Below are 25,358 nucleotides of genomic sequence, written 5' to 3'. Positions count from 1 at the left end.
TGCTAACAGAATAAATAATTAGCTATTTACGATTTCCACTATTTGTTCTTTAGCTAATATCGCACGGTTAATAGCATTTAAATACGCTTTTGCTGAAGCAACTAATACGTCTTGATCCAAACCACGTCCATTGGATTCTTTCTCTTCAAATTGAACTTTTACAAACACTTGTGCCAATGCATCTCTGCCAGCACCAACTGATTGTATACGATAATCTGATAAGCTTACATCTCCATTGATTGATTTTTCTAATGTATTATAAAGTGCTTCTACACTGCCTGAACCTGTACCTGTTTCTTCAATTACTTCATTTTTTGCTCCATGCAGTTTAATGTAAGCTTCTGCTATATCATCATTGTGTTTTACTTTTACATCAACAAGCTCATAATACTTTTCTTCTTTAGAAAGCTTTTTCTCTAACACAATAGCAATGATATCTTCATCTGTTATTTCTTTTTTATGGTCTGTTAATTCTTTAAATGCGACAAACAATTCTTTTACATCATTGTCAGCTATTTCTAATCCTAATTCTTGAAGGCGGGATTTAAATGCATGGCTGCCAGAATGTTTTCCTAATACCATGTTGTTAGATGAATAGCCAACTAATTCAGGTGAAATAATTTCGTATGTTGTTTTTTCTTTTAATACACCATCTTGATGAATGCCCGATTCATGAGCAAATGCATTGCGCCCAACAACTGCTTTATTTCCTGGAACAACCATTCCCGTTAATTCGCTGACTAAGCTGCTTGTGCGGCTAATTTCTTTTAAGTTAATTCTAGTTGTTTCTTTATAATGATCATTACGAATATGAAGGGCAACCGCAATTTCTTCTAATGCGGCATTTCCTGCTCTTTCACCAATTCCATTTATCGTACATTCCACTTGTGTTGCACCATTTTCAATTGCTGCCAAGGAGTTTGCTGTTGCCATTCCTAAGTCATCATGACAATGTGTGGACAGGCAAACTTTATTAATAGAAGGAACATTATTTTTTAAATATTGAAAAATCTTCCCGTACTCATATGGATTTATATATCCAACGGTATCAGGAATATTGATTACATTCGCGCCTGCTTGAATAACTTCTTCAATTATTTCTGCTAAAAAAGGAAGTTCTGTTCTACATGCATCTTCTGCACTCCATTGAATAATTGGGAATTTCTGAGAAGCATATTTAACTGCTGAAACAGCTCTTTCCACTACTTGTTCTTTAGACATTTTCAACTTATATTCGCGGTGAATAGGAGATGTAGCTAAAAAGACATGGATTCTTGGGTTAGCCCCATCTTTTAAAGCTTCCCAGGCAGCATCAATATCTGATTGTACAGCTCTTGCTAGACCTGTCACAGAGCTATTTTTAATTGTCTGTGCAATTTTTTGCACAGACATAAAATCTCCTTTAGAAGCAGCTGGAAAGCCTGCTTCTATAATATCCACATTTAATTTTTCTAGTTGTTCAGCAATAAGAATTTTTTCTGAAAGATTAAGATTTACGCCAGGTGATTGTTCCCCGTCTCTTAATGTCGTATCAAAAATCTTAATTTTTGCCACTACCTACCACTTCTTTCTTCTTAGAGCTTTTTACAAATGGCATCATTTGGCGTAATTCTTTACCAACTTTTTCAATTAAATGTTCACTTTCACGAGCATTAATTGCTGTAAATTCTGGTCTATTTGCTTGGTTTTCTAAAATCCAGCCTTTAGCAAATTTTCCATCTTGGATATCTTTTAATACAGCTTTCATTTCTTTTTTCACATCTTCTGTTACAATTCTTGGTCCTGTTACAAAGTCGCCCCATTGTGCTGTATCAGAAATAGAATATCTCATTCCTGCCATACCATCTTCATACATTAAGTCAACGATTAATTTTAATTCATGCAAACATTCAAAGTATGCAAGTTCTGGTTGGTAGCCAGCTTCTACTAATGTTTCAAATCCAGCTTTAACAAGTGCTGTTAAACCTCCACATAAAACAGCTTGTTCTCCAAATAAATCTGTTTCTGTCTCTTCTTTAAATGTAGTTTCAAGTGCACCAGCACGTAAAGATCCGATTGCTTTTGCATATGCTAAAGCTAACTCGCGAGCTTCGCCAGTAACATCTTGGTAGATAGCGAATAATGCAGGAACTCCTGCTTCTTGTTCGTATGTTCTGCGCACTAAATGTCCAGGACCTTTAGGTGCTACTAATAAAACATCGCTTGTTTCTGGTGCAACGATTTGGTTAAAGTGGATATTAAATCCATGTGCAAACATTAATGCTTGGTTTGCCAAATTTGGTTTGATTTCTTCATAATAAACTTTTGTTTGAAGTTCATCAGGCAATAAAACCATTACGATATCAGCTTTTGCTGTTGCTTCGCCTACTGAAAATACATTAAAGCCATCTTCAACTGCTTTGTCCCATGATTTCCCTTGTCTTAAACCAATGATTACATTTACGCCACTGTCTTTCATATTTAAAGCATGTGCATGCCCTTGTGAACCATAACCAATTACTGCTACTGTTTTTCCTTCAAAATATCCTAAGTTTGCGTCTCCGTTATAATACATTTTTGCCATTTTTTATTCTCCCTTTCGTTTTCAAATGTTAGTTTTATATAATAAATTAATTAAACTATAGAGTAAGTGCTTCTTTGAATATTGCTTTTTTGGGATCCACGAGGGAAGGCAGTAGTGCCTGTTCTCGCCAATTCTTTAATTCCGTATGGACGGATTAGCTCAATAAATGCTTCTACTTTGCTTGATTCACCAGTTATTTGGATGACAATGCTTTCTTTGCTGACATCTATAACAGACGCTCGAAATGGTTCAATTAGCGAATACAATTCATGCCTAGTTTGAGGAGTAGCAAGCACCTTAATTAGTGCAAGCTCTCTTGCTACAATGGCTTGGTCTGTGATATCCACCACTTTAAGAATGTCTACTTGCTTATTTAATTGTTTCGTAATTTGCTCAATTACACTGTCGCTTTCGACATGAACCACACAAGTTATGCGTGAAATTCCTTCATTCTCTGTGTGCCCCACAGAAATGCTCTCAATATTATAATTTCTTTTTGAAAATAAATTAGTAATGCGGTTTAACACACCTGATTTATTCAAAACAGTTAAACTAATAATTTTTTTCATGGCTTCATCCCTACCATTTCATGTAAACCTTTTCCAGGTGCAATCATTGGATATACATTTTCATTTGGATCTAAACGGAAATCAAGCAATACTGGTTCTCTTTCATTTAACACCTGGTCTAAAATCGTTTCCGCTTCTTCGTCAGTAGAAATTTGATATCCTTTTATGCCATACGCTTCTGCTAGCTTTACAAAAGATGGCTGTACTGATTCCTTGCTGTGAGAGAATCTAGATTCATAAAAGAATTCCTGCCATTGTCTCACCATTCCTAATGCCTGGTTATTAAAAATGATAATTTTAATAGGCAAGTTTAATTCTTTAATTAGCGCCAATTCCTGACTGCACATTTGGAAACCACCATCGCCGCTGATTGCCAATACTGTTGCATCAGGATCAGCTAATTGTGCACCAATACTTGATGGCAATCCGAATCCCATCGTTCCAAGTCCACCAGATGTAACCCATCTATTGGATTCTTTAAATTGGTAATACTGCGCTGTCCACATTTGATGCTGACCAACATCTGTCGTAACAATAGCATTTCCGCCAGTTTTTTCATACAATAGCTCTAACACTTTTTGTGGTTTTAACAAATCAGAATTTTCATAATAATAAGGATACTCTTTTTGCCAATTTTTTATTTTTTCATTCCATTCATTATGTTCTGACATTTTACCATTTTGTTTGATCAATTCAGTTAAAGCTTCTTTTGCATCTGCTACTACAGGGATCTTTGTAGGAATAATTTTGCCGATTTCAGCTGGGTCAATATCAATATGTGCTTTCATTGCATTTGGAGCAAAATGAGCTAAGTTTCCAGTTAGCCTATCATCAAATCTGGCCCCTACATTAATTAGCAAATCACATTCGTATAATGCCATATTAGCTGCATAACAGCCATGCATGCCACCCATGCCTACAAACAATTCATTATCTGCCGGAAAGCCGCCTAATCCTAAAAGAGTATGAATAACTGGTATTTGCTGCTGCTCGGCATACTCTTTCAGCTCCGCACTTGCTTTTGCAAAAATAACGCCTGCTCCAGCTAAAATAACCGGTTTTTTAGCTGCACTCACCGCTTCTGTCAATTTACGAATCTGCAAGTAGTTAGGCTGTGTTGTCGGCTGATAACCCGGGAGACTGATTTCCTGCTCCTTTGGCTCCTCTGTAATAGTTGCAGCGATATCTTTGGGAATATCAATTAATACAGGTCCTGGTCTTCCACTTGTCGCAATATAGAATGCTTCTTTAATAATTTTTGGAATGTCTTCCAAATTTCTAATTTGACAATTGTATTTTGTAATCGGCGTTGTAATTCCTAAAATATCTGCTTCTTGGAATGCATCCGTTCCAATCACACCTGTTGCTACTTGCCCTGTAAATACAACCAATGGCAAAGAATCCATCATTGCATCTGCAAGTCCTGTTACAATATTAGTAGCACCAGGACCACTGGTTGCAATTACTACACCCGGTTTTCCAGAAATTCTTGCATAACCTTCAGCTGCATGGATTCCACCTTGCTCATGACGAGGAAGTACATGAAAAATTTTCGAATCATATATTTTATCGTAGATTGGCAACACGGCACCACCTGGATAACCGAAAATAAATTCTACATTCTCTTTTTCCAAAGCCTGCAATAAAAGGTCAGCGCCAGTTAATGGTTTAGTATTGGTATTAGCCTTTGTTTCTTCAAAGGCAGTTTCCTGTAACATTTATTTTACCCCCTCATAAAAGTAAGTACTGATAGAGCATGACTATTTAAATGAAAAAAGCCTTTTCACCTCCATGTATACTAACTAATGTAGTAGACAAGGGATGAAAAGGCTTTTGCTTTCCACGGTACCACCCTAATTCATACACTATATAAAAGTGCATGCACTCAAGAGAAACAGTTTTGATAACTGCTCATTTTTTTGGTAACGAGTGGATATCACTCGGTCGGCTTTACTAAAACATCCGTTTTTCAAGCCAACACTCGGAGGTGAGTTCATTTCAACTGGCTTCACCGGCTCTCAGCACTACCGGCTCTCTGTGGAATCCCAGGTTTGAAACTACTTATCCTCTTCATCGAATTTTTCTATATGGATTATTTTTATTTTAATTTTTTAGTATAATTAATCATTTTGTCAAAAGCATTTCTCGTTTGCTTTGTTTTCTGTTTTGCTTTTGTTGAAGTTATCTTACGCCGAATCTAAAAAAGAGTCAACAGTATTTTTGAGAATTATTAGATAATTAAAACAATCTAATTTTAGTTGGAATCGCTTACAATACTGATAAATAAACAATTCATATACTTTAAATTATTCAAAAAAATTTTTAAATTTTTACTCTTCAATCTGAAATTAAATAATCAAAAGCAATGAATATGGAGAATCTTTTAAGATATCGCTCTCTAAAAGATTATGATGGGGAATATCTATTCGTACCTACCTGAATGAGGAAAAATTCTTTTATTATTGGCTAATAGCCCATTGAGATTACCATCTATATAGTTGCTTAATTTTTGCAAATCTATTGATAATAATCACTTAATTTCTTCTTCCATCTATACATTACTTTATGTTGCATATTATAATACAATAATTCTAACAATGTACATTATGTTGTTATATATTCTTACATAGTTTTTCTATCCTGCTTATAAAGAATGCTGACAACAGATTCATCCATTTTTCATTTTCTATTCTCCAAGTTTAGTTAAGATAAATGCAACCCTCTTAAAAAGAAAGCGATTGCATTTATCACCAATCATTTGCTTACTGCTGTAACATCATGTATCCATGAAATACGAATATTTAGTAGATTTTGTCTTTCATCTTTTAGATCAATACTTTGATCATTAAGATTTAATTTTTGCACATACCCTTTACAGGTTTGCAAAAATCCGTTTTTATAATAGTTGATAATAATCATTCTATTCCTTCCTAATTCTTTTAAAATCATGTTGCATTTCTCCTTTTTAATTTTAATTTGATCATCTATTCACATAATAAAATATTAATGTAATCATTATATGTCTATTATACAACAAAACAAGTAAGCGTTTCCAATATTTTTTTACAACTTTGTGAACTTTTAATATACGAATAGATACTATTTATATTTTTTCTTTTTTTAACCATTTTATACATAAATTTAACAATTTTTTCTTTTATTATGAGAAGGAAGTTCACAAACAAATGTCAGAATATTATTCATTTTATTCATTTCCTCTCTAGAATTTATTTTTTTTTTAAAAAATAACCAAAAATATTATTTTAGAATAAAGATTAAAATCAATTATGAGCATTTATTTTTATGAAAGATATTTTTTAGATTTACTGTCTTATACCATAGATTATCACTATATAAACAAATTCAACATGTTACAAACTATCAGTTTTCATAGTGAATGGATAAATTTACATTTTTATATATTGTTTAAAAGAAAATACAACGGGAATCAACTATTACATAATCGATTATCTAAAATAAAAAAGGAGGAAGAAAGAGATGACTAGACATGTAATAGGCGTGTACGAAACGCCAGAAGAAACAATTTCAGCAATTGAGGGTTTCTCTGCTAAGGGGTATGAATCTGCTAGTTTTTCCGTTATTACAAATAGAAAGGATACAGATTATTTAGAAACTCAGACAAATGCAGATATATATCAAGCAACAGATATTAAAAATAATAATTCTGCATCATTTTTTGAAAAACTAAAAGATTTCTTTACACTGGATGATCTTGGATTAGCTGGAAATAGCTTAAATAATTTAGATCTTCCCAAAGAAGAAGTTGATAAATATAATGAGGAATTAGAAGATGGCAAATTTCTATTAGTAAAAAGTGATAATACAGAAACGGATAACTTAAATCGAGAAGATTTCTCATCTGATTCGTATTCAGCTATAGCAGATGTTTCTAATAATGGAAATACTTATAGTACAAAAGAAGAAAAAATCATGCCTATTAGAGAAGAAGAATTAAATATAGACAGAGAGAATGTGCAAACCGGAGAGATTCAAGTCAGCAAAGAAGTTATAACAGAAGAGAAGAAAATAGATGTTCCGGTAAAGCATGATGAAGTGTATGTCGAACGTCGCCCAGTTAGTGACTCTTCAGGTGAAGTGTCTCCTGTCAACGACTCAGAAACAATCAGGGTTCCCATTGTTGAGGAACGACTAGAAGTTACAAAAAAACCAGTGGTTACTGAAGAGATTGTTGTTGGGAAAAAAACAGTTGAAGAAAACGAACATATTTCTGAAACTGTAAAAAAAGAAGAAGCTCACTTTAATAAAGAAGGCAATGTTCGTGGAGCAGAGGAAGATACCTTAAGGAGAAAATGAGCTGTCCTTCTTCATTAATAAATCCAAATAAAAATCCACTCTTAAATGATAAGAGTGGATTTTTATTCTTTATCCGAAAATACGTCCCAGGAGAGATTCGAACTCCCGACCGTACGCTTAGAAGGCGTATGCTCTATCCGGCTGAGCTACTGGGACATGTTTTTTAAAAAATATCCTATTCATGATAACAGAAATAATTTAATACGTCCCAGGAGAGATTCGAACTCCCGACCGTACGCTTAGAAGGCGTATGCTCTATCCGGCTGAGCTACTGGGACATCATCATTATTTTGTTACATGTCACGAGGACAATATTTATTATATGTGCTATTAAAGTAAAAGTCAATTGTTTTTACAAAACTTTTTTCCTAACAAGGATTTTTTATTTCCTTGTTAGGAAAACATTTGCAGTTACTCTTCTCTAGAAAATTCTGTCGTTAAATTTGCTATTTTCCCATGAACATAATCATATACTTCTGTTTTGTATTTATCTGGGGAAATCGTTAATATAACATATGTTTTTTCTATTCTTCCTCTTGGCAGCCTTAAACTCCCTGGATTAATAAATAAAATCCCATCAATTAACTCCATCCCTAAGTAGTGAGAATGCCCAAAGCAAACAATATTTGCTCCAACTTCTTTTGCCCGATACAATAAATTATTCACAGAAGACTTCACACCATATAAATGACCGTGTGTTAAAAAGATTTTCGCAGTAGTAGCTTCCTCCACTAGCTCATTTGGATATTTTTCTTCATAGTCACAATTTCCCCGAACTGATTTATACCCTTCTATAGCTACTTCATTTGCAGTTAGTTCAGAATCTCCGCAATGAAGAAATAAATCCACTTCTTTCTTATGCCTCTTTTTTAATTCTTCTAATTCATTTACCAAGCCATGACTATCACTTACAATCAGAACTTTCATGTTATCCCTCCTTTAAAACAGAATTAATTTGTGCTTTTAGTTTTTTGATTGCATCGGCACGGTGGCTTATCTGATTTTTTATTTCCGCAGGAAGCTCCGCCATTGATTTTTCTTTTTCTACCACATAAAAAATTGGATCATAGCCGAAACCAAACTCTCCCCTTTTTTCTTCTAAAATAAGTCCCTCACATGTTCCAGTAAAAGTTAATGTCTTCTTTTTTGGATTAGCCACCGCAATCGTACAACAGAAACGTGCTGTTCTTTTATCTGTTGGAACACCTTTTAATTCTCCAAGCACTTTTGTCATATTTTCTTCATCGTTTTTCCCATTTCCTGCATAACGAGCAGAATATACACCTGGTTTTCCATCCAATGCATCAATTATTAAGCCAGAATCGTCAGATATAACAATCGTTCCTAATTGTTTAGAAACTGTTTCTGCTTTTATTATCGCATTTTCTTCAAAGGTTGTACCCGTTTCTTCTACATCTTCTATTTCTGGATAATCCAGCAATGTTTTAACCATAAACCCCATTGGTGCAAACATTTGCACAAATTCTTTTGCCTTACCTGCATTTTTTGTGGCAATAATTATTTCCTTCATCAGAATCTCCTTTTCGACTACATCTATTTTTTCATTATTTTATTCGTTATTTCTTCCCCAAGCACTTCTTGTTGAATTTCGATCAGCTTATGTATACCACTTTCTCCTAAACTTAATAATGTTTGCAATTGTTGATAGGAAAAAGTAGCTTCTTCCCCTGTTCCTTGAAGTTCTACAAATTCATTTTCACTCGTCATAATAAGATTCATATCTACTTCTGCACTAGAATCTTCGACATAATCTAAGTCTAACACTGCCTCTTTATTATTTAAAATCCCTACACTAGTTGCTGCTAAAAAAGTGCGCACAGGATACGCTGCTAGTTTTTTCTGTTGGGAAAGTTTGTCCAGTGCAATCGCCATTGCTACAAATGCCCCAGTAATAGAAGCCGTTCTTGTACCTCCGTCCGCTTGAATCACATCACAGTCTATCCACACCGTACGTTCCCCAATTGCTTCTAAGTTTACTGCAGCCCGAAGCGCTCTTCCTATTAGACGCTGGATCTCCATTGTTCTTCCTGTTATTTTCCCTTTGGCTGCTTCTCTTATATTACGTTGCTCGGTTGCTCTTGGAAGCATGCTATACTCAGCTGTAATCCACCCTTTTCCGCTTCCTCGCATAAATGGCGGAACCCGATCTTCAATTGTTGCTGTACAAATAACCTTTGTATCACCAACAGTTATTAACACAGATCCTTCTGGGTGTTTTAAATAATTGCTTTCGATATGCACTGATCTTAATTGAGCATTTTGCCGTTTATCATGTCGCATAGTACTCCTCCATTCTTCAGTCGCTAACAAGATTTTCACAACTTATTCATAAGAAAGAGGGCTGCATAAATGCAAACCCTACTCTACTACTATTTATTATAGCAAAAATCTTTTTTTAATAACTACCTGTGTTCACTTTTTGCGGGCGGGTTACAGGTGCTGATAAACTTTTTCCTTCTTCATTTTGAAGCTGGTCTTTTCCATCCACAGTTAATGCAACACTCTCAATTCCTTCTTGCTCTGTTAAAGATAAAACAAGTGAGTTAATGGCCATATCCGTCACCATTTTTTCTTTATCATCAAAACTACTATAAATAGAATCGTTAAAGTTTAGCGTTACTTTCCCATCTGCTACTTTTGGAGTATCGAGCAGTTTTGCATCAGGTGATATTTCTGTTACAAGTGAAGAGCTTTTCTCTGGACCCTTTACTAATTCTTCCACTGCTGCTGCAATATTATTCTCTTCTCCATTGTTAACCCTTTTAGTAACCGGCACATAATAGTAGGCTCCTGAATCTCCGCCAATATAATAAACTGTTAATGGTTTTGTATTTGTAATATCTGTTACATCTGACGTATCAATATTGATTCCATCTGCTCTTGTTAAAGCATTTTGAATAGGTGTTTTATCAACAGGCATCTCTGTTAATGCTTTCCCGTTTATTTGCAGTTTTACTGAATTAATAGAATTAAATTGTGTTAATGTCCAAGTGATGGATTGGAGAATTTTTGCTTCATCTTCTTTTTTATATTCTTTAAATTCTTTGGAAAAGTCTACTGTCGCCACTTTCTTTTTAATATTCACACTTATTTTTGTGTCTTGAGGAATAACTGCTTGGAATCCATTTGGAAGCATATCAGTTACCGGTCCATTTTTCACTAAATACTCTAGTGCTTCTGTTGCTATACTTTTAGTTTGTGGCAAATTAACCGTTTGTGGCACAATATATCCGTCTTTGTCCACTAAATATAGTTCTGTCGCAATAGAGTTTTCAGCTGCAGCTTTTCCGCTCGTTTCCTTGGCTGTATTTGTGCTCTCTTTTGCTGCATTTTCACTATATGTGTTTTTAGGCGGATCCACATTTACTTTTGTATCGTTACCGAATAGACTACATCCAGAAAGCATGGCTGTTGAAAGAAGTACCGCTGAAACGATTGCCGTTTTTTTATTCTTAGACATTCTCAAATCACTCCTAAGACAGTTTGTACTAATATATATACGAGCATATTTTTAATTTAGACCCCTTAGAAGAGAAAAAATTTATAATTAATCTACTAAAATAAAAAAACTAAGCTTATTGCTAGCTTAGTTTAATCGTTTCTACCACTTCAATATTTTTCTGTAGCCACTTAGATGCAATTCTTGCAAAAATATCTTTTGAGCCTGTTGTAAAAAATTGATGTCCTGTATTGCTTTTACAAGAAGCTAACTGATTGCTATGGGCAAGGATTGTGCTTACCTCTCTTGCTGTTTCAGCTCCAGAGCTGATTACCTTTACATCAGGCCCCATTTCTTCACGAATTACTTTTTCCAGCAATGGATAGTGCGTACATCCTAGAATCAATGTATCAATTCCTGAACCCTTTAGTGGCTTTAATGTTTTTGCCACAATTTTTTTGGCAACTGGCCCTTCATATTCTCCGCTTTCCACTAAAGGAACAAACTTAGGACATGCAAGGCTTTCTGTTTTCACACGAAAATTTATCTGTTTTAATGCATGTTCATACGCTCGACTTCTTACAGTGCCAATTGTGCCAATCATGCCAATATAATTATTTTTGGTCACTTTAATAGCTGTTCGGGCACCTGGAATAATTACCCCAATAACTGGAATAGAAAGCTGTTCTTTTATTTCTTCTAGTGCAACAGCAGTTGCTGTATTACAGGCAATAACAAGCATTTTAATATTCCGCTGCAATAAAAATCTTGTCATTTCCCATGTGAATTTTTTGACTTCCTCTCCCGTTCTTGGGCCGTATGGACATCTTGCCGTATCGCCTAAGTAAATAATATTTTCATATGGCAGCTGGCGCATAATTTCTTTTGCAACTGTTAGTCCACCAACTCCCGAATCTATAACCCCTATTGCTCTTTCCAAAAAACCGCCTCATTTTTCTCGCATTTCTTGATGTAATTTCATAAAATTATCTTTTAGCTGCGATATTTCTTCCAAAGTATAATTACCCAAAACTTCTTGTAAATACACTTGTCGTTTTTTTATTACTTCATCTATAAGGACTTTTCCTTCATCTAATAAATGAATACGTACAACACGCCGGTCATTTGGGTCTTTCACACGTTGCACAAGCTCATTTTTCTCCATCCGGTCCACTAAATCAGTTGTTGTACTAAATGCTAAATACATTTTATTCGAAAGTTCTCCAATTGTCATATCGCCGTCTTCAAACAACCATTGAAGAGCAACAAATTGTGGAGGAGTAATCGTATAATCACTTAAAAGTTCTCTACCCTTTTGTTTAATAATTCCTGCTATGTATCTCATATCCTTTTCAATCGTTGCAATAATATCGAAATACTCTTTTGAGTCTTTTTCTTCTACATTCATATTTACATCTCCTAATTTCTATCCTAATACAATTGATTCTTGTATTGAAAAATATACAAGATGCCCAATAAATCAATTATAATCCACATTTTAATCTTCGTAAATGGATATAGGAATGAGATTATTTTACATTTAAAACTTTTATGGTAGCTTTTAAAAAAACACCATACTATTTATCTATTTCCTCAAATATATTTTTCCTTCTATCTATGGAATTATGGAGATTCTCCTTATTCTCTACCTGTTTATTTTCTACGGGGAAAGAGTGGGGAAAATATTCCTTCATTAGTTTTTTAAACTCACCTACTGTTAAAGGTTTCGCATCTTCTTGCATTTCATAGCCTATATCTCCATTCGGCTCAATTGTCGCAGTTTTAATATCTTCTATTTTTGTAATCCCCTTATTCCTTAGTCTCATTTCCATCTGATCAATAGTTAATCTTAGTTGTTTTAATGTATGTCTTTGCAAAACCCCACCCTTTATCACCACTTTAGCTTTTCCTGTAACCACATTTTCAAAAAAATCCCATTTAAGCTGCAAATACTCCAAAAGAAGTATCGTTACTACAAAAATGGTTGATGCAGCAATTGCCTTAATGACACTACTCCCCACAATCGGCTGTACAATAAGAGTACCTATAGAAATCATTACAATCGTTTGTGTATGGGTCATTTGAGAAATTGATTTTCTCCCAGCAATCCTCAAAAGAATGATTCCAGAAAGTATTAGTACAACACTATGCCAAAGATAATGCATATAATTTCCTCCTAAACATTATGCTTACACTATAGTGTAAGCAAACAAATAAACCTTATTCTTTTTCTCCCTTTCTAGCCCCTCATGAAAAAAGAAGATGCTTCAAAATAAGAAGCCATTCACACAATTTTTGCGGACAGCTCTTACCTGAATCATCTTCTCTTATTATGGCTGTTTTCGTAAACTTTGTTGCTTTTAGATTTCCGTTCCAGGATGCTCGCTTTCCGTGAGGCGGGCAGTGATCCCACAGGAGTCTCGCATCTTTCACTCCAATCAATCTGTTTTAACCATGGATTTACTCATGGAAACGATCCGAAAAACAACAATCTTTTAGAAAACAGCCATTAGTCGTCAACGTTATCGTTGTAAATCTTGCAGGAAGACTTTTACAGACACAACAAATACCGTTTTGTTCCGCACTCGAAAAGGCAACGAATGGATTACATTTGTTGATTGTATGTTTAAAGGCTATTCTCTACGAAAATCGGCTGAAATCGTAGGGGTTACTTGGGTTACGCTTTTTTATTGGAGGCACAAACTCTTGAACGCTCTTAAACAAATTGATTTTGAACAATTTGAGGGTATTGTCGAGGTCGATGAGACCTATTTCTTATACTCTCAAAAAGGTCAACGTGACATTACTGACAGAAAACCCCGTAAACGCCCAAACACAGAGGAATCAGCCACGAGCAGGTTTGTGTTCTTGTTGCCAGAGATCGTACAAAAGCGACTGTTTCAAAAGTAGCTTGTATGGGACGTATTGTTAAGACGAAAGTTAAAAAAATGATTGGTTCAAAGTTGACACCCGAAAATGTACTTGTAACAGATGCTTAGAGAGCCTATAAAACGTATGCAAAAGAAAAAGGCATTGAGCATTACAGAAATCGAATGATGGTAAACACGTTATTAAGGGCTTATATCATATTCAAAACGTTAATGGTCTCCATTCCCGATTGAAACAATTCATAAACCGATTTAAAGGTGTAGCAACGAAGTACCTTGATAACTACCTAGCCTGGTTTTTGTTTGTTGATAGCCGCAGTAACGAAAACATAAAGCACAATATTAAAGATTTTCTATTATCATCATTTGTCTTTGAAATGACAGATACTTACGATAGTTTACGCTTATCAAAATTCGCTGTATAGTGCTTATTTAACTATCGTTGCAGGAATTTGCAATAAGTTAATTGAATAATTCTGTGAAGAGCACTTGATCTCAAGGAGGTATTAGATATGAAGATCAATAGAATAGATCATGTAAGTATAAACGTAAATGATCTTTCAGAGGCTAAAGCGTTTTTTCTTGATTTAGGACTTGAAGTGCAAGCGGAATGGGAATTGGATGGAGAACAGTTGGACAGAATAGTTGGGCTTAATGATGTTAAAACGGCATGTGTAGGATTGGGGATGCCAGATGGTCAAGCATGGATAGAACTAGTCAAATTTTATACGCCGTCAGATGAAAAAGATATTCAGCAACCTTTTGCAAATACGCTGGGTATCCGACATATTTGTTTTGCTGTTGAAGATATTGAAGCTATTGTTGCAAAATTGAAAAAGAAGGGCACGGAAGTCTTTAGTGAGATACAGCAATATGAAGAAAGTTATAAGTTATGCTACGTTCATGGTCCAGAGGGAATTATTTTAGAGTTGGCGGAGAAAATCAAATAAACAGACGATATGCTAACATATATAGAGAAACACTTTCGCTTATCTAAACACACTGATATTTCAGACTGGACGGCTGTCTTTTTTAGGGACAGCCGTTCTTTCTCCTTGTTGGACAAACGGGGGCATTAGCTGAAAAAAATGGGGAACCTCGGCAAATGAAGGTTTCCCTAATTTATTATATAAAAATCAACATTTAAATTTAACAGAGCCTATTTAATAGGAAATCCTAAAAGTTTGCACTCACTCAAATTTCAATTATAATCGGCAGTATCATTGGCCTTCTTCTAGTTTGCGCAAATAGATACTGCCCTACAGATTTTTTTATATTTTGCTTCATTATATTCCACTGCCTAGTATCCTCAGCCTGTAATTCTTCCACTGTTTTTTTTACCCGTTTATTGACTTCCTTTAAGAGATCATCTGCATTTCTAGCATATACAAATCCCCGGGTAATGATGTCAGGTCCTGAGATTAACTTTCGGTCTACTTTGTTAATTGTTATAACCATCACTAACATCCCATCTTCCGAAAGCTGTTTTCGGTCTCTTAACACTATCTCTCCAACATCTCCTACTCCCATTCCATCAATATATGTATCTCCTGCTGGTATTTTCCGTGTTTTTCTGGCAACCTTATTTTGAACATCAACCACATCGCCATTTTGGATAATAAACGTGTTTCCTTTCTCCACTCCAACAGATTCAGCCAACAAACGATGATGATGCAACATTCTATACTCACCGTGGATTGGGATAAAATAGGTTGGCTTCATTAAGGTAAGCATAAGCTTCAGATCCTCCTGATAGCCGTGTCCAGAAACATGCATGCCCGTTGTACTTCCCGAACCATAGATCACTTTAGCTTCAAGTTGAAATAGATTATCTATAATACTGGATACATTTCTCTCATTCCCAGGTATTGGAGATGCCGCTAATATAACTGTATCACCAGGATAAATAGCAGCGTCTCGATAATTTCCAGTAGCTAGGCGGGCAAGGGCAGCATTTGGTTCGCCCTGACTTCCTGTACACAAGATAGCCACCTTTTCTGAAGATAATTTATCGATTTCTTGTGCCTCCATTAACATCCCATCAGGAATAGTTAAATATCCTCGCTCTATTGCTACAGATACTATATTCACCATACTTCTCCCTAGCAGCGCAAGTTTTCTATTTGTTTTCATAGCCGCTTCAACTACTTGCTGTACACGATTCACATTTGAAGCAAATGTAGAAACGAAAATTTTTCCTGAAGCTTTTGTAAAGGCCTCCAACATATGATCTTCCACCATCCTTTCCGATGGCGTTAAACCAGGACGTTCTGCATTTGTACTTTCTGATAGAAGAACAAGCACTCCTTTATTGCCAATCTCTGCCATTTTATGAATATCAGAATATTGATTATTCATAGGAGTTAAATCAAATTTAAAATCTCCAGTATGAACCACGTTTCCTTCAGGTGTATGCAAAACAATACCCAGACAATCAGGAATACTGTGATTGGTTTTGAAAAAGGATGTTTTTATTTTTCCAAATTCTATTTCTGTTTTAGAGTCGATCTGAATTAGTTTTGTATCTCTTTTCAGCTTGTGTTCATCTAATTTTAATTCAATTAATCCTAGTGTAAATGCTGTAGCATAAATGGGCACATTTAATTTTCTTAAAAAGTAGGGAATGCCGCCTATATGATCTTCATGACCATGCGTCACTACTAATGCACGAATTTTTGCCTTATTTTCTTCTAGATAAGAAATATCGGGGATAATCAAATCGATGCCTAACAAACTCTCATCTGGAAACTTACCTCCACAGTCAATAATTACGATATCATCGGCATATTGAATAACATACATATTTTTTCCAATTTCATTTATGCCTCCCAAGGCGAATATTGATAAGTTTTCTGTAGTTTGCAATCTTATTCCTCCCTATCCTAATTCTTTATCATTAGTATGGCCTTGTGAAACAGCTTTAATTATTGCTTTTAAAATTTAATTTTTATAAATAAAAATTAAATTAATAATCTATATAGTAAATTTCGACAAGATTCAATTTGTAGGAATACCTATCGTGCAAATTTTTTCGCTATTTAATGGATTTGTTCTTATCCATCCTTCTAAAAACAATGGCCTAGCTTCACGTAAAAGAAGATGATCCAAAATAAGAATCCATTCACGCAATTTTTGCGCACAACTCTTATCTGAATCATCTTCTCTGATTATAGTTTTAGCTCTCCCATTCTAAGGAGTTCTACAACAGCCTGTGAACGCCCCTTAACGCCCAGCTTTTGCATTGCATTAGAAATATGATTTCGAACTGTTTTTTCGCTTATGAATAAATCACTTGCGATTTCTTTTGTTGTTTTATCTTGTACTAACAGTTCAAATACTTCTCTTTCCCTTTTCGTTAGTAATGGCTTGTGAGTAAATTCATTCTCCTTCAAGTAGTATAACCCTCCTTGCCTACACCAGCTATGAACTTTGGGATGGGTATTATCATAGTCTGAATATAGTATGTAAGGAGAAGCCTTGGAGTGACTACATTTATGCAATTTAGGAATGCTTTTTATTTTTTTCTGGTTTAAATATTAAATTCACCTCAAAAATAAGAAAACGCTTTATTTTATATTATTCACAAAAATTTTTCTTTCCAATTTTCAACAAATAAAACTCCTTCATAAAAAGACACTCCGTATTTTCTTGTTTCTTTAATTTTCATTGCTAAAAATCACCCTACACATAAAACGGGTAAATTTTCTATCAATAATAACTGTCTTCTTCTACTTCTATTACTTTAAGTTTGGTTCTTTGATTTTCATTTCCCTTTCTATCTTTTTTATCTATATACAGCTAATCTCCTTTTTTCAAATTAAAACTAATAGAACAGGCATTCTTTTTATTGTCCCATTGAATGGAATCTATTGGTTCTAATTTTTTATTTCTGATATCTATAAAAATATATAATGACTCTGGACTTTTTTCTAAAGCAAATTCATATTTTCCTTCAGGCATTTCACTTTCCACAACATAATAGCCTGATTCGGAGATTGTATAATAATCATCTTTCCTTTTTAATTTTTCAAATTTTGCTGAAGTTAACTTAACTTGCCCTTCTCCCCTAACACCAATTTTATTATTATGGCAATTAAAAATACCCTTCAACTCCTCATTTTCCTTTAGATTATCTCCAGCAAAATTTACTGTTTTACTACTGATTGACATTACATCATAATAGCCTGGATGAAAATCTTTTCCCACTTCATATTCCTTATCATTTTTTCCAAGAACCACTGTCTTTGCTGTATTTTTTCGGAAGATCGTTTAATCCCACAGTACTGTTCGGCAGTATTAGAAATGATTGCTTTTACCATTGTTTTATTTTCTTTATTTAAAAGAAAATAAGCGGAAGTTGCTAATATTACACTACCAATACATAAATATAGTTTTTTCAGTATTTATTTTCCCTCTAAAAAACTTATAGAATATTCCTTCATTTTTAAACAATACAGGAAAAAATATCCTATTCATGGTTGATACTTACTTTACCAACCATTATCTTTTTGTTTTTCGATCTCTAATGCAGCCATTTTTATAAAACAAGTATGCTACAATTAAAATAATATACACACTAGAAAGGAAGAATCGTATGCGCATACTTATATTAGGAGCTGGAGGCGTTGGCGGCTACTTTGGAGGCCGTCTAGTAGAAAAAGGAGAAGATGTTACTTTTTTAGTAAGGGAAAATAGAAAAAAACAGCTAGAAAAAAATGACCTAGTTATTCGCAGCGTAAACAATGATTATTCTTTTACCCCTAAATTAATCACAGCTAAAGACACTAACGAAATATTTGATGTTGTCCTTTTTTCTACAAAGTCTTACCATTTGGAAAATGCTATAAAAGATTTAAAACCTTTTGTCAGAGACCATACTGTTATTATCCCTCTTCTAAATGGCATCGCGCATTTAGCTGCATTAAAAGAAGCTTTTGGAGAGGAGAAAGTTATTGGTGGCTTATGTTTTATTGAAACTACCTTAAATAATAATGGAGATGTAGTGCAAACAAGTAAAGCCGCAAAACTTGTTTACGGTGAATTCGAAGGAAAAGATACAGAACGCATCCGTAAAATTGCTGATGCATTCAGCGGGACAAAAGCTGATTTTGTGCTGAGCAGCGCTATTGAAAAAGAAATGTGGCATAAATATCTGTTTATTACAGTCATGTCAGGCGTGACTTCCCTTATGCGTGCACCAATCGGTCCTATCCGCGAAAGTGATGGAGGCAGAAACATTATTCGCCAGCTATTTACAGAATGCGCGACCATCATAACCGCTTATAATGCTCCAATCAGCGAAACAATTATTGACGATCATATGAAAACAATTGATGCCATTGGATATGGAATGAAATCCTCGATGCAGCGTGATATGGAAAAAAATGCTTTTGTCGAAGGAGATCATTTGCAAGGTTATCTGCTCGAACTTGCTCAAGCGAAAAACATCCATGCGCCATTGCTTGAAATTGTCTATCAAAATGTCAAAGTATATAAAAAATTGCTTCAGGAACAAAATCAATAAACACAAAAAGGAACCTTTTCTTCTCTTGTTAAAAAGGTTCCTTTTCGTTAAATAAATCGCACCATAAGTTCTTCATCATAATAAATACCATTAACTTTTAATGCCTTTTTATCTATTCCATATATTTCAAATCCTAATAGTTGATATAAATTTATTGCTCCTTCATTACCAGAGACTACAGCTAAGTATATTTGTTCAATTTCTTTAAGCATGATTGCCTGGTTAATAGTTTCTTTCATTAGCTTTTGTGCAATTCCCCTGCCACGATATTTGGGTTTCACATACATTGCAACAATATTGCCTCGATGTTTCATTTTATTTTTTTGTTCTACAATTAAGGTTACCACACCAACTAATTGGTTCTTTTCAAATGCTCCAAAAGTAAAATTATCCTTATTCATTAACCTGTTATTAAAGACGTCTATAGAAAAATGGACTTCCTCTTCGTAACTAGAACCAAAAGCTTCAGGATGATTCTTTAGTGCTTCTAATCGTATATCCTGATATACGGATGCATCTTCTGTATGTAATATTCTTATCTCCATATGACGACACCCCATTGATAAAATAAATGATTTTCCATTTCATTATATCAATAAGTACATATTTGACGTAAAAATCAAATATTATTTTTTGATACTTGTTTCCATTTTAGAAACTAAATTAATTATTTGCTTAATTGGTCTCTGTTCATTCCTGGCGGCTCCTCTAGCCATCCATGATCTATCATTACGATTACGCCCTCTCTAGTGTATGCATACACGTCTTTTGCTAAAAGAGCTAATTGTAAATTTACATCATTACGCAAGCTAAATCCCGCACCAAAACTTTGACCTCCCAGACTAAAGTTGCACATTAAATATGTGCAGAACATCATTAATTTATCTGAAAAAGGAGATTCTGTAGAACTTGTTATATTTCCACCAGGGGTTGCCGGTGCATATATATCATCATTAATTAGTATATTTCCCATCTCAGAAAGTATACTTTTAGATAAATCTTTTCCTTTTAGAAAATATTTTTTAACATCTGGATTTTTTGCACATTGGGCAAAGCCTGTTATCATTTGCATACCGACTATATTTGTTTCAATCCCATGATAAATATATCCATATTCTATGGTGTTTAGTTTTCTTTTTTGGCCTAATATATTTGTTCCTTTTAAATAAGCTTTGTCCGTGATATAGTCTGCCGTTTTAGGCATATTAATAAAATTAGGGGCCGATAGCATGTCTTCTTCCATTAAATAGTTTGTAAATTGTTCATAGTAGTTTTGCGTTAAAACCGATAGCTCCCGGTACAATTTAATTACATCTTCACGATATGCCATCGTTAAATGCAATGTATACAAGCCCATACTTATTTCTTTTAATATTCTGCATAACATAATATCAAACCCGTTATCATATAGCTTTGGTGCATGAAGATTAACATCACTGCTAGTGAATCCAATAGGAACAGCAGCTCCTTCTTCTTGAAAAAATTGTTTAATTTCTTCTACTTTCGGATAAAGTCCTTTCCATAAACCCTCCATTATTTTTTTTGCTTTTTTATCTTCAGCTGTCTCAATAAAGTATTCAAGTATTCTTAAAATCATTGTTTTCTTTTGAAAGGTCATCCATAAGGCACCCAATTCCGTTGATGATAATTTTCTCTTTTTACCCACTGCACCCATTCCCTTCACTAAACAAATATTAATTATATAGTGTGATATCAGGTAGTTATTATACAGTTTTTGTAAACAAAAATTATGCTTATTCGTTTTTTCTTTAACATTGATAAAGCAATTTGACTTTTTTTAGCACATAAAAAAACTCGCCTTTAGACGAGTTTTTCACTATTCTTTTATACATTATCACTGCCGAAAAAGTTTTTAAAAGCTTGTAATGTTGTTTCTCTATTTAGGGAAGCAATCGACGTAGTCAATGGAATTCCTTTTGGACAAGATTGCACACAGTTTTGTGAATTGCCGCAGTTGGCAAGCCCACCGTCTCCCATAATTTGCTCTAGTCTTTCTGCTTTATTCATGCTGCCTGTTGGATGCGCATTAAAAAGACGCACTTGTGATAAAGGCGCAGGCCCCATAAAATCTGCTTTGCTGTTCACATTTGGACACGCTTCTAAGCAGACGCCACATGTCATACATTTCGATAATTCATATGCCCATTGCCGTTTTTTCTCTGGCATTCTTGGTCCAGGTCCTAAATCGTACGTTCCGTCAATAGGAATCCATGCTTTTACCTTTTTTAATGAATCAAACATTCTGCTTCTATCCACTTGCAGGTCTCGAACAACAGGAAATGTTCGCATTGGATCTAAGCGAATCGGCTGTTCCAACTGATCAACTAAAGCAGTGCATGACTGCCTTGGTTTTCCATTAATAACCATCGAACAAGCTCCGCAAACTTCTTCTAAACAATTCATATCCCAAGCAATAGGAGTGGTTTGTTCTCCTTTGCTTGTTACTGGATTTCTTCTAATTTCCATTAATGCAGAAATTACATTCATGTTGGGACGATATGGCAAAGTAAATTCCTCTATATAGGAAGAAGAATCGGGATCATCTTGTCTAGTAATCTGAAAAGTTACTGTTCTTGTTTCTCCCATGTTAATTCACTCCTTCTTTTTGTTTCGAGTAATCACGTTTTCTAGGTTTTATTAAAGATGTATCTACCTCTTCATAATGGAAATGAGGAGCTTCTGATTCCGATACAAATTTGGCCATTGTAGTTTTTAGGAAGTCTTCATCGTTTCTATCTGGGAAATCCGGTTTATAATGGGCGCCCCTGCTTTCATTTCGATTATAAGCGCCAATTGTTATTACCCTTGCAAGCTGCAGCATATTGGAAAGCTGCCTTGTAAATGCAGCTCCTTGGTTACTCCATTTTGCAGTATCATTAATATTGATTTTTTTATATCGTTCTAAAAGTTCTTGAATTTTATTATCTGTCGCTTGCAGTTTGTCGTTATAGCGTACAACCGTTACATTATCGGTCATCCATTCTCCTAATTCTTTATGGAGAATATATGCATTTTCATTTCCATCAAGCTTCATAATTCCATCCCATTTTGCTTGCTCTTCTGAAACTGCTTGATCAAAAAGGCCAGAAGATAAATCTTCTGCACTTTTTTTCAATCCGCTAATATATCTGACTGCATTTGGCCCAACTACCATTCCTCCATATATTGCTGAAAGGAGGCTATTTGCGCCTAAACGGTTTGCTCCATGTTGGGAATAATCACATTCACCAGCCGCAAACAAGCCAGGAATATTTGTCATCTGATCATAATCGACCCATAATCCGCCCATAGAATAGTGAACAGCTGGGAAAATTTTCATTGGAACTTTCCGTGGATCTTCTCCCATAAATTTTTCATATATTTCAATGATTCCACCTAGTTTAATATCTAGCTCTTTCGGGTTTTTATGGGAAAGGTCAAGGTATACCATATTTTCACCATTAATGCCGAGCTTTTGATCAACACAAACATGAAAAATTTCACGTGTTGCAATATCCCTTGGCACTAAGTTTCCATATGCAGGATATTTCTCTTCAAGAAAATACCATGGTTTCCCATCTTTATATGTCCATATCCGACCACCTTCACCGCGGGCAGACTCACTCATCAGCCGTAACTTATCATCGCCTGGAATGGCAGTTGGATGTATTTGGATAAATTCCCCATTTGAATAATACGCTCCTTGCTGATAAACAATCGAGGCTGCTGATCCCGTATTAATAACTGAATTGGTCGATTTTCCAAATATTATTCCTGGTCCACCCGTTGCCATGACAACAGCATCAGCTGGGAATGCTTTTATTTCCATTGTTTTTAAATTTTGCGCCTTAATTCCTCTGCATACGCCCTCATCGTCAATAATAGCTCCTAAAAATTCCCAACCTTCATATTTGACAACAAGTCCATCTACTTCAAATTTTCTCACTTGTTCATCTAATGCATATAATAACTGCTGCCCTGTTGTTGCTCCTGCAAATGCGGTCCGGTGATATTGAGTTCCTCCAAATCGTCTGAAATCCAGCAATCCTTCAGGCGTTCTATTAAACATTACTCCCATACGATCCATTAAATGAATAATTCCAGGCGCTGCCTCTGCCATTGCTTTAACTGGGGGCTGATTGGCTAAAAAGTCTCCTCCATAAACCGTATCATCGAAATGTTCCCACGGGGAGTCTCCTTCTCCTTTTGTGTTAACAGCTCCGTTAATGCCACCTTGAGCGCATACAGAATGTGATCTTTTTACCGGCACAAGCGAAAACAATTCTACGGGAGTACCTGCTTCTGCTACTTTTATTGTTGCCATTAGTCCGGCTAAACCACCACCGACAATAATTACTTTTCCTTTACTCATTTTGCTTCACTCCCCCTTAACTATCACCCTAGTAAACTTTGATTTAAATAAATGCAAATAACGCTCGTACTCCGACAATAGATAACGCGATAAAAATACCGATTGTCACATATGTAGAAATTCTTTGGGACTTCGGTGAAACGGTAATTCCCCAACTAACACAGAATGACCATAGACCGTTAGAAAAATGAAAAATAGTAGATATTACACCAACTAAATAAAATGCAAACATAAATGGATTTGCCAAGTTTTCCTGCATCATTTCATAATTTACTTCTTGTCCCATAGCCGCCGCTACTCTCGTTTCCCAGATATGCCAAATAATGAAAATTAAGGTAATAATCCCTGTTAATCGCTGCAGATAAAACATCCAGTTCCGAAAATATCCGTAACTTTTTGTATTATTTTTTGCCGTAATTGCAATATAAATTCCATAAAAAGCATGATAAATGATTGGTAAAAATATCACAAAGGTTTCTAGTATGTAACGAAATGGTAAATGTTCCATAAATGAAGCTGCCTTATTAAAGGCTTCAGGACCTTTTGTAGCAAAATGATTAACGACGAGATGTTGGATAAGAAAGACGCCTACTGGAATAACACCAAGCAGCGAATGAACCCTTCTATACAGAAACTCCCGATTTGTTGCCATTAACTTCCCCCCCAATTGATGAAAAAACATTTTTCGATTTAAAACGATTACAACACCAAATTTTCTTACAATTTAGTGACAATTCAATTGTACTCCCTATAAAATCCAAGGTCAAGAAAACGGATACACAATTTATAAGTTCTTTTGCAAAACTATTTTCTTCTCTAATCTATATGATGCTAACTGAAAAATATTTACCCTATATTTCCTTGAATACTTGCCTTTTTATATGAAATGATAGTAATAGAACTTCTTCTTTTCTGTAGATGATTTTTTTATCTTCATTTGCAGTTTCCAACTGAAAAATGAAATTAATTCTTATACAATCTTCTTTTTTTCTTATGCTTTTTTTAAGGTTTTAAAGTATACTATTAAAGCAATATATATTTTTATACAATACTAATAAACAACATCTAATACGTTTTTTTGAAAATATATATAAATAGAATTGTAGAAAGAGGAGAGATTATTGAGCGAACTAACATCTGTAGAAGAGAAATCAAAGGTGGAAGAAGAACCTCTTACTGTCCCTGCATATGGATATGAATTATTACGTGAAATATTAATACCCGATTTATTAGGGAGAGACACACCTGATTTGCTGTATTGGGCGGGCAAAAGAATTGCAAGAATGTTTCCATTAGAAAATATAGAAGATGCTCGCAGTTTTTTTGTAAAAGCAGGTTGGGGAACTTTAGAAATTGTTAAACAAACAAAAAATGAAATAGAGTATACCATTACAAGTCCATTAATAGAAAAAAGATTAAAAGAAAAGGGCAAATGTTCTTTTCAATTAGAAGCAGGATATTTAGCTCAACAGCATGAACATACAAAAAAAGTTATTGCGGAGGCTTTTGAAGACCCAAAAAGAAGAAATAAAAAAATCATGATTACAGTCCGTTGGGATAGCCAAGATCCAGTTTGAAAAAGAGCTAGCTAATAAATCCCTAGCAAAAAATAGGCGAAGAAAATCTATTATTTTCTTCGCCTATTTT

24 protein-coding genes, 2 tRNA genes, 1 pseudogene and 1 other annotated feature are annotated in these 25,358 nt (G+C 34.6%); of the genes and pseudogenes, 5 read left to right on the top strand and 22 right to left on the bottom strand.

What is annotated here, in order from left to right; all coding sequences use genetic code 11:
* Nucleotides 1-18: 18 nt before the first annotated feature.
* The 5 genes from CWS01_RS04100 to CWS01_RS04080 all read right to left on the bottom strand — a co-directional run bounded on the left by CWS01_RS04100 (nucleotide 19) and on the right by CWS01_RS04080 (nucleotide 6,081).
* Nucleotides 19-1,554 (bottom strand): 2-isopropylmalate synthase, encoded by a 1,536-nt coding sequence (locus CWS01_RS04100; protein ID WP_101175774.1) that lies wholly within the window; start codon nucleotides 1,552-1,554, stop codon nucleotides 19-21.
* Nucleotides 1,541-2,563 carry a ketol-acid reductoisomerase gene (gene ilvC, locus CWS01_RS04095; protein WP_101175773.1) on the bottom strand — a complete coding sequence of 341 codons (1,023 nt, stop codon included), beginning with the start codon at nucleotides 2,561-2,563 and terminating at the stop codon, nucleotides 1,541-1,543. The genes CWS01_RS04100 and ilvC overlap by 14 nt, the downstream gene beginning before the upstream one ends.
* 50 nt (nucleotides 2,564-2,613) lie before the next feature.
* Complete coding sequence (ilvN, locus tag CWS01_RS04090) at nucleotides 2,614-3,132, bottom strand: acetolactate synthase small subunit (RefSeq protein ID WP_101175772.1); 519 nt, start codon at nucleotides 3,130-3,132, stop codon at nucleotides 2,614-2,616.
* A complete protein-coding gene (gene ilvB, locus CWS01_RS04085; protein ID WP_101175771.1) occupies nucleotides 3,129-4,850 on the bottom strand; it encodes an acetolactate synthase large subunit in 1,722 nt (573 codons plus the stop codon). The genes ilvN and ilvB overlap by 4 nt, the downstream gene beginning before the upstream one ends.
* A 96-nt stretch (nucleotides 4,851-4,946) precedes the next feature.
* Nucleotides 4,947-5,215 (bottom strand) — a binding site (T-box leader).
* Between the two features lie 671 nt (nucleotides 5,216-5,886).
* Complete coding sequence (locus tag CWS01_RS04080; protein ID WP_101175770.1) at nucleotides 5,887-6,081, bottom strand: YolD-like family protein; 195 nt, start codon at nucleotides 6,079-6,081, stop codon at nucleotides 5,887-5,889.
* Nucleotides 6,082-6,630: 549 nt separating this feature from the next.
* Here CWS01_RS04080 and CWS01_RS04075 point away from each other — a divergent pair.
* The gene (locus CWS01_RS04075) at nucleotides 6,631-7,467 is read left to right on the top strand and encodes a YsnF/AvaK domain-containing protein (RefSeq protein WP_101175769.1); all 837 of its coding nucleotides are present in this window, start codon (nucleotides 6,631-6,633) and stop codon (nucleotides 7,465-7,467) included.
* Nucleotides 7,468-7,549: 82 nt separating this feature from the next.
* Here CWS01_RS04075 and CWS01_RS04070 read toward each other — a convergent pair.
* From CWS01_RS04070 to CWS01_RS04030, 9 genes are all read right to left on the bottom strand, one after another.
* A tRNA-Arg gene (locus CWS01_RS04070) sits at nucleotides 7,550-7,623 on the bottom strand.
* A gap of 48 nt (nucleotides 7,624-7,671) precedes the next feature.
* A tRNA-Arg gene (locus tag CWS01_RS04065) sits at nucleotides 7,672-7,745 on the bottom strand.
* A 133-nt stretch (nucleotides 7,746-7,878) separates the two neighbouring features.
* On the bottom strand, nucleotides 7,879-8,394 hold the full coding sequence (locus CWS01_RS04060) for a metallophosphoesterase family protein (protein ID WP_101175768.1): 516 nt from the start codon (nucleotides 8,392-8,394) through the stop codon (nucleotides 7,879-7,881).
* 1 nt (nucleotide 8,395) lies between these two features.
* The gene (locus tag CWS01_RS04055; RefSeq protein ID WP_101175767.1) at nucleotides 8,396-8,998 is read right to left on the bottom strand and encodes an XTP/dITP diphosphatase; all 603 of its coding nucleotides are present in this window, start codon (nucleotides 8,996-8,998) and stop codon (nucleotides 8,396-8,398) included.
* Nucleotides 8,999-9,021: 23 nt separating this feature from the next.
* Nucleotides 9,022-9,768: a ribonuclease PH gene (gene rph / locus CWS01_RS04050; protein WP_101175766.1), complete on the bottom strand. Its 747-nt coding sequence runs from the start codon at nucleotides 9,766-9,768 to the stop codon at nucleotides 9,022-9,024.
* Between the two features lie 115 nt (nucleotides 9,769-9,883).
* Nucleotides 9,884-10,948, bottom strand: a complete 1,065-nt coding sequence (locus CWS01_RS04045) for a GerMN domain-containing protein (RefSeq protein WP_101175765.1) — start codon at nucleotides 10,946-10,948, stop codon at nucleotides 9,884-9,886.
* A 121-nt stretch (nucleotides 10,949-11,069) separates the two neighbouring features.
* Entirely contained in the window at nucleotides 11,070-11,867 is a 798-nt protein-coding gene (racE, locus tag CWS01_RS04040) for a glutamate racemase (protein WP_101175764.1), read from the bottom strand.
* 9 nt (nucleotides 11,868-11,876) lie between these two features.
* On the bottom strand, nucleotides 11,877-12,335 hold the full coding sequence (locus tag CWS01_RS04035; RefSeq protein WP_101175763.1) for a MarR family winged helix-turn-helix transcriptional regulator: 459 nt from the start codon (nucleotides 12,333-12,335) through the stop codon (nucleotides 11,877-11,879).
* Nucleotides 12,336-12,504: 169 nt separating this feature from the next.
* Nucleotides 12,505-13,092: a DUF421 domain-containing protein gene (locus CWS01_RS04030; protein ID WP_101175762.1), complete on the bottom strand. Its 588-nt coding sequence runs from the start codon at nucleotides 13,090-13,092 to the stop codon at nucleotides 12,505-12,507.
* 346 nt (nucleotides 13,093-13,438) lie between these two features.
* On the opposite strand from CWS01_RS04030, the pseudogene CWS01_RS04025 reads away from it, so the two are divergent.
* Together CWS01_RS04025 and CWS01_RS04020 are read left to right on the top strand one after the other, a co-directional pair.
* A pseudogene (locus tag CWS01_RS04025) lies at nucleotides 13,439-14,240 on the top strand (IS1595 family transposase); the annotation flags it as partial.
* An 87-nt stretch (nucleotides 14,241-14,327) separates the two neighbouring features.
* Complete coding sequence (locus CWS01_RS04020) at nucleotides 14,328-14,765, top strand: VOC family protein (RefSeq protein WP_101175761.1); 438 nt, start codon at nucleotides 14,328-14,330, stop codon at nucleotides 14,763-14,765.
* 244 nt (nucleotides 14,766-15,009) lie between these two features.
* On the opposite strand, the gene CWS01_RS04015 is transcribed toward CWS01_RS04020, so the two are convergent.
* From CWS01_RS04015 to CWS01_RS04005, 3 genes are all read right to left on the bottom strand, one after another.
* Nucleotides 15,010-16,680, bottom strand: coding sequence for a ribonuclease J (locus CWS01_RS04015; RefSeq protein ID WP_101175760.1), 1,671 nt, complete (start codon nucleotides 16,678-16,680; stop codon nucleotides 15,010-15,012).
* Between the two features lie 302 nt (nucleotides 16,681-16,982).
* Nucleotides 16,983-17,207: a helix-turn-helix domain-containing protein gene (locus CWS01_RS04010; protein WP_101175759.1), complete on the bottom strand. Its 225-nt coding sequence runs from the start codon at nucleotides 17,205-17,207 to the stop codon at nucleotides 16,983-16,985.
* Nucleotides 17,208-17,613: 406 nt separating this feature from the next.
* Nucleotides 17,614-18,054, bottom strand: a complete 441-nt coding sequence (locus CWS01_RS04005; RefSeq protein ID WP_101175758.1) for a KH domain-containing protein — start codon at nucleotides 18,052-18,054, stop codon at nucleotides 17,614-17,616.
* Between the two features lie 355 nt (nucleotides 18,055-18,409).
* On the opposite strand from CWS01_RS04005, the gene panE reads away from it, so the two are divergent.
* Nucleotides 18,410-19,339, top strand: a complete 930-nt coding sequence (panE, locus tag CWS01_RS04000; RefSeq protein WP_101175757.1) for a 2-dehydropantoate 2-reductase — start codon at nucleotides 18,410-18,412, stop codon at nucleotides 19,337-19,339.
* Nucleotides 19,340-19,386: 47 nt separating this feature from the next.
* On the opposite strand, the gene CWS01_RS03995 is transcribed toward panE, so the two are convergent.
* The 5 genes from CWS01_RS03995 to CWS01_RS03975 form a co-directional block, all read right to left on the bottom strand.
* The gene (locus tag CWS01_RS03995) at nucleotides 19,387-19,884 is read right to left on the bottom strand and encodes a GNAT family N-acetyltransferase (protein WP_101175756.1); all 498 of its coding nucleotides are present in this window, start codon (nucleotides 19,882-19,884) and stop codon (nucleotides 19,387-19,389) included.
* A gap of 122 nt (nucleotides 19,885-20,006) precedes the next feature.
* Nucleotides 20,007-21,014 (bottom strand): DUF3231 family protein, encoded by a 1,008-nt coding sequence (locus tag CWS01_RS03990; protein WP_328588890.1) that lies wholly within the window; start codon nucleotides 21,012-21,014, stop codon nucleotides 20,007-20,009.
* Between the two features lie 170 nt (nucleotides 21,015-21,184).
* Nucleotides 21,185-21,946 carry a succinate dehydrogenase iron-sulfur subunit gene (gene sdhB / locus CWS01_RS03985; protein WP_101175754.1) on the bottom strand — a complete coding sequence of 254 codons (762 nt, stop codon included), beginning with the start codon at nucleotides 21,944-21,946 and terminating at the stop codon, nucleotides 21,185-21,187.
* A 1-nt stretch (nucleotide 21,947) separates the two neighbouring features.
* Nucleotides 21,948-23,711, bottom strand: a complete 1,764-nt coding sequence (sdhA, locus tag CWS01_RS03980; protein WP_101175753.1) for a succinate dehydrogenase flavoprotein subunit — start codon at nucleotides 23,709-23,711, stop codon at nucleotides 21,948-21,950.
* Nucleotides 23,712-23,754: 43 nt separating this feature from the next.
* The gene (locus tag CWS01_RS03975) at nucleotides 23,755-24,363 is read right to left on the bottom strand and encodes a succinate dehydrogenase cytochrome b558 subunit (protein WP_101175752.1); all 609 of its coding nucleotides are present in this window, start codon (nucleotides 24,361-24,363) and stop codon (nucleotides 23,755-23,757) included.
* Between the two features lie 469 nt (nucleotides 24,364-24,832).
* Here CWS01_RS03975 and CWS01_RS03970 point away from each other — a divergent pair, with 469 nt between their 5' ends.
* Nucleotides 24,833-25,288: a YslB family protein gene (locus tag CWS01_RS03970; RefSeq protein WP_101175751.1), complete on the top strand. Its 456-nt coding sequence runs from the start codon at nucleotides 24,833-24,835 to the stop codon at nucleotides 25,286-25,288.
* Nucleotides 25,289-25,358 lie beyond the last annotated feature (70 nt).

This window comes from Niallia nealsonii (assembly GCF_002835805.1).
Lineage (GTDB): Bacteria > Bacillota > Bacilli > Bacillales > Cytobacillaceae > Niallia > Niallia nealsonii.
The sequence above is the reverse complement of the archived record's forward strand: the minus strand, read 5'-3'. Positions and strand labels throughout refer to the sequence as shown.